Origin of the sequence: Cupriavidus sp. CuC1, assembly GCF_044627735.1 — a bacterium.
In the GTDB taxonomy this organism is placed as follows: Bacteria; Pseudomonadota; Gammaproteobacteria; order Burkholderiales; family Burkholderiaceae; genus Cupriavidus; species Cupriavidus ulmosensis.
On the sequence record NZ_JBIUHC010000305.1, the window covers coordinates 1 to 4,453 of the forward strand.

Genomic DNA, 4,453 nt, shown 5'->3' on the forward strand with positions numbered 1-4,453 from the left:
CGCCATGACCGGGCCCGCGTTGGGGCTGGACCACGCCGGCGCCTGCGCGCGCCAGCAGCGCAGCGCCTGGGCGGTGCGCCCGAGCAGCGCGTACGAGAGCGCAGTCAGGCGGGCGGGCGCCAGGTTGAGCACGTCGTCAAGCCGCGCAGCCGCCCAGCCGAAATACATGAGGCGCGGCGTGCGATAGCCCCACATCGCGTCCAGCGTGTTGGCAAGGCGATAGACGATCACGGCCGGCGCGCCGCCCACCAGGAACCAGAACAAGGCGCCGAAGATGGCGTCGTTGCCATTCTCCAGCGCCGATTCGCAGGCGGCGCGGGCCAGCGCTTCGGTATCCGCGTCGGTGGTGTCGCGCGAGACGATGCGTGCTGTCAACTGGCGCGCCTCGGCAAGATTGCCTTGCGCGAGCGCCGTGGCGATCGGCGCGATATGCTGGGCCAGGCTGCGCGCGCCCAGTGCCGCGTAGAGTGCCAGCGCTTGCAGCAGCCACGCCAGCACCGCGCTGAGCTGCGCGGCAGCGTGCACCAGCAAGGCGGCCAGCGCAGCCGGCACCAGCACCATCAGCGCCCAGGCGGCCAGGCCGGTGAGCCGCTGGCGCAGCGGCGCGCCGCCGTGGTTCAGGCGGCGTTCAAGTGCAGCCGCAAGGCGGCCGAAGCCAACCAGCGGATGCCAGCGGCGCGGCTCGCCCAGCCATTGGTCCAGCAACACGCCGGCCACGGCAGAGGCCACGCAGGCCTGCCAGCTGAATAGGGGAAACGGCCACCATGAAGACAGCGACGACAGCGAAGACATCACGCCGGGCCGGCGCCTTTCACGCTGACAGGGATGCCGGCCACCAGCAGGCGCACGCGATCCGCGGCGGCGGCCAGCTTCTGGTTCAGGCGGCCCAGCTCGTCGACATAAAAGCGGGTGATGGCGCCCATCGGCACCACGCCGAAGCCGATCTCGTTGGAGACCAGGATCACATGGCCGGGCAGGGTGGGCAGCGCGGACAGCAGCGCGTCGATTTCCTCGGTGAAGGCGGCCGGCGGCGTGACCAGGCCATGCTCGGGATAACTGCGCGCATCGAGGAACAGCAGGTTGTTGAGCCACAGCGTGACGCAGTCGACCAGGATGCAGCCATCGTGGGTGGCGTGGGCATATAGCGCATCCGCCAGATGCAGCGGCGCCTCGACCAGGCCCCACTCGGCCGGGCGCCGGGCGCGGTGCAGCGCGATGCGCACCTCCATCTCTTCGTCGGCGCTGTCCTGGTCGTGGCGCGCGGTTGCGATATAGGTAACAGGGCCGCCGGTGGCAGCGGCATGGTCGGTGGCCATCTGCTCGGCAAAGTGGCTCTTGCCGGAGCGCGCGCCGCCCAGCACCAGCGTGAGCTGGCGCGCGCGGCCGGGGATGGCAGCGGCGTGCGGCACGGCTGCGGCCTGGGGCGAGCGTTCGCTGGCCGGCGCATGGCTGGCTGCGCTGGCGGGCTCGGTGGCGGTGGCGGAGGCGTTGGCCGGGGTCATCCGGCTATTGTAGCGGGCGCATCCATGGATCGCACGCCCGCAATGGCCAGCGCGCAGGCTGTGCCGCGGGGCGCCGATGCGATAATCCCACGATGCAAAAAAATCTTTCTGAAGCCGTTGGCGCGGCACTGCCGGGTGGCTTGCGCGGTACCTTGATGGTGCAGGGCACCACCTCCGACGCGGGCAAGAGCACCCTGGTAGCCGGCCTGTGCCGGGTGCTGGCGCGCGCTGGCGTACGCGTGGTCCCGTTCAAGCCGCAGAACATGGCGCTCAATAGTGCGGTCACCGCCGACGGCGGCGAGATCGGGCGCGCCCAGGCCCTGCAGGCTGCTGCCGCCGGGCTGGCGCCGCACACCGATATGAATCCGGTGCTGCTCAAGCCCAGCAGCGATACCGGCGCGCAAATCATCATCCACGGCCAGGCGCGGCTGGACCTGGATGCGCGTGCCTATCACGCCTACAAGCCGGTGGCGATGCAGGCCGTGCTGGCCTCGCACCAACGCCTGTCGAGCGCCTACGAGGTGGTGATGGTGGAAGGCGCCGGCAGTCCGGCGGAAATCAACCTGCGCGACCGCGACATCGCCAATATGGGCTTTGCCGAAGCGGTGGACTGCCCGGTGGTGCTGGTGGCCGACATCGATCGCGGTGGCGTGTTCGCTCACCTGGTGGGCACGCTGGACTGCCTGTCGGAGTCGGAGCGCGCGCGCATCAAGGGCTTCATCATCAACCGCTTCCGCGGCGATATCGCGCTGCTGCAGCCCGGGCTGGACTGGCTGGAGGCGCGCACCGGCAAGCCCGTGCTGGGCGTGCTGCCGTACCTGCACGGCCTGCACCTGGATGCCGAGGACGCCATCATCGGCGCGCAGGCGGCCAAGCGCGGCGAATTGCTGCGGGTGATCGTGCCGGTGCTGCCGCGCATTTCCAATCACACGGATTTCGATGCGCTGCGCGCGCATCCGCAGGTGGACCTGCGCTTTATCGGCCCCGGCGCGCCGATCCCGCCGGCGGACCTGATCGTGCTGCCGGGCAGCAAGAGCGTGCGCGCCGACCTGGCTTTCCTGCGTGCCAATGGCTGGGAGCCGGCCCTGCTGCGCCACCTGCGCTATGGCGGCAAGGTCATCGGCATTTGCGGCGGCATGCAGATGCTGGGGCGGCGGGTGGACGACCCGGCCGGCAACGAGGGCACGCCCGGCAGCAGCGAGGGCTTTGGCCTGCTGGACTACGACACCGTGCTGGCGCCGCACAAGCAGCTGCGCGTGGTGAGCGGCCGGCTGGCGCTGGACGATGCCGCCGTGCAAGGCTACGAAATCCATATGGGCGTGACCACCGGCCTCGCGCTGGCGCGCCCGGCGCTATGGCTGCAAGGCGAGCGCCCGGACGGCGCGCAATCGGAGGACGGGCAGGTGCTGGCCTCGTACGTGCACGGCCTGTTCGACCAGCCCGAGGCTTGCGGCGCACTGCTGCGCTGGGCCGGGCTGGCGCGGGCCGAAGGCGTCGACCTGGCCGCGCTGCGCGAGGCCTCGCTCGAGCGCCTGGCCGACACGCTCGTCGCGCACCTGGACATGGATGCCTTGCTGGCGCCGCTGCAGGCGTCATGGCAGGCGTCATAGCCGCCCCGGCCGCCGGCACGCGGCAACTGCTAAACTCGCAGGCGGGCCCGCTCCGCCAGGGCCCGGTCGCGACAAATCGCAGGGCCATGGCGGAACCCGGAGCGGCGCGCCCGCCGGCAGCGCCGCCATGGAAAGCCATTGCGGAGACAACCATGCCCGTAGTCGTGATCGCCAATCCCAAAGGCGGCGTAGGCAAGACCACGCTGGCCACCAACCTGGCGGGCTACTTCGCCAGCACCGGCCACGCCGTGATGCTGGGCGACACGGACCGGCAGCAGTCCTCGCGGGCCTGGCTGGGTTTGCGCCCGGCCTCGGCGCCGGCCATCCGCACCTGGGACATCAGCGCCGACCAGATCGCGCGCCCGCCCAAAGGCACCACCCACGTGGTGCTGGACACCCCGGCCGGCCTGCACGGCTGGCGCTTCAACGATGTGATGAAACTGGCCCACCGCGTAGTGGTGCCGCTGCAACCGTCCTTGTTCGATATCCTCGCCACCCAGGATTTCCTCACCCGGCTCGCCGACGACAAGCGCGTGCGCCATGGCGAGGTGGAGGTGGGCGTGATCGGCATGCGGGTCGACCTGCGCACTCGCGCGGCCGAGCAGTTGCAGCGCTTTGTCGCGGGGCTGGGGCTGCCGGTGCTGGGCTTCCTGCGCGATACCCAGAACTACGTGCAGCTTGCCGCGCACGGCCTGACGCTGTGGGATGTGGCGCCGTCACGCGTGGCGCGGGACTGGGAGCAGTGGCAGCCGATCATCGGCTGGCTGGAGCAGCCGGCGCTGGCTAGGCGTCCAGCCGCCTGAGCAGGGCTCTAACAGATGATCGGAGCCTAATCAAACCTAAGCAAGTCTGTGCAGAATGGAAAGATTTGTGAGCATAGGCGAAGCGGCTGGAGCACTGGGTGTGTCAGTGGCGACGTTGCGTCGCTGGGAGGCCAACGGGAAACTGATTGCTGCGTATACGGCAGGCGGCCATCGACGCTATGATCTGGCGAAGCTACGTCCCTGTGCCCGATTCTATGGAGCGAAGCACCGTGGCATATGCTCGTGTATCGAGCCACGATCAGAGGGACGACCTTGAGCGCCAGAAGCAGGTGCTAGAGTTATATTGCGCTCAGCAGGCTTGAAAGTTCGAGGTTGTCGCGGACCTGGGCTCCGGCATGAACTATCAGAACAAGGGGCTCAAGCGTTTGCTCAGCGCGGTGATCGGAGGCCAAGCCGGCCGGCGTGTCATCACGCACAAGGACCGGTTGTTGCGGTTCGGTGCCGAATTGGTGTTTGCGATTTGCGAGGCGAAGCAAGTGGAGGTCATTATTCTCAATCAGGGCCAGGACACGACCTT

General features: G+C 69.2%; 5 protein-coding genes and 1 pseudogene. 4 read left to right on the forward strand and 2 right to left on the reverse strand.

Translation table 11 applies throughout. The annotated features are described in order from the left end of the window. Positions 1-792, reverse strand: a 792-nt coding sequence (cbiB, locus tag ACGLHR_RS50725) for an adenosylcobinamide-phosphate synthase CbiB (protein ID WP_400103572.1), incomplete at its 3' end; no start/stop codon positions are given. After that, complete coding sequence (cobU, locus tag ACGLHR_RS50730; RefSeq protein WP_318238338.1) at positions 792-1,502, reverse strand: bifunctional adenosylcobinamide kinase/adenosylcobinamide-phosphate guanylyltransferase; 711 nt, start codon at positions 1,500-1,502, stop codon at positions 792-794. The genes cobU and cbiB, both read right to left, overlap by 1 nt. Positions 1,503-1,657: 155 nt before the next feature. Between cobU and ACGLHR_RS50735 the strand changes: the two genes are divergently transcribed. The 4 genes and pseudogenes from ACGLHR_RS50735 to ACGLHR_RS50750 all read left to right on the forward strand — a co-directional run. Then, positions 1,658-3,112, forward strand: coding sequence for a cobyric acid synthase (locus ACGLHR_RS50735; protein WP_400103574.1), 1,455 nt, complete (start codon positions 1,658-1,660; stop codon positions 3,110-3,112). A gap of 152 nt (positions 3,113-3,264) precedes the next feature. Beyond that, a complete protein-coding gene (locus ACGLHR_RS50740; protein WP_253932404.1) occupies positions 3,265-3,915 on the forward strand; it encodes a ParA family protein in 651 nt (216 codons plus the stop codon). A 55-nt stretch (positions 3,916-3,970) separates the two neighbouring features. Next, positions 3,971-4,192 carry a MerR family DNA-binding transcriptional regulator gene (locus ACGLHR_RS50745; RefSeq protein WP_400103570.1) on the forward strand — a complete coding sequence of 74 codons (222 nt, stop codon included), beginning with the start codon at positions 3,971-3,973 and terminating at the stop codon, positions 4,190-4,192. Beyond that, positions 4,131-4,453, forward strand: a pseudogene (locus ACGLHR_RS50750) (IS607 family transposase); the annotation flags it as partial. The gene ACGLHR_RS50745 and the pseudogene ACGLHR_RS50750, both read left to right, overlap by 62 nt.

What these genes read in the sequence shown, in the direction of transcription:
- cobU (WP_318238338.1), bottom strand. Translation starts at nt 1,502, where the DNA reads ATGACCCCGGCCAACGCCTCCGCCACCGCCACCGAGCCCGCCAGCGCA.
- ACGLHR_RS50735 (WP_400103574.1), top strand. Translation starts at nt 1,658, where the DNA reads ATGGTGCAGGGCACCACCTCCGACGCGGGCAAGAGCACCCTGGTAGCC.
- ACGLHR_RS50740 (WP_253932404.1), top strand. Translation starts at nt 3,265, where the DNA reads ATGCCCGTAGTCGTGATCGCCAATCCCAAAGGCGGCGTAGGCAAGACC.
- ACGLHR_RS50745 (WP_400103570.1), top strand. Translation starts at nt 3,971, where the DNA reads ATGGAAAGATTTGTGAGCATAGGCGAAGCGGCTGGAGCACTGGGTGTG.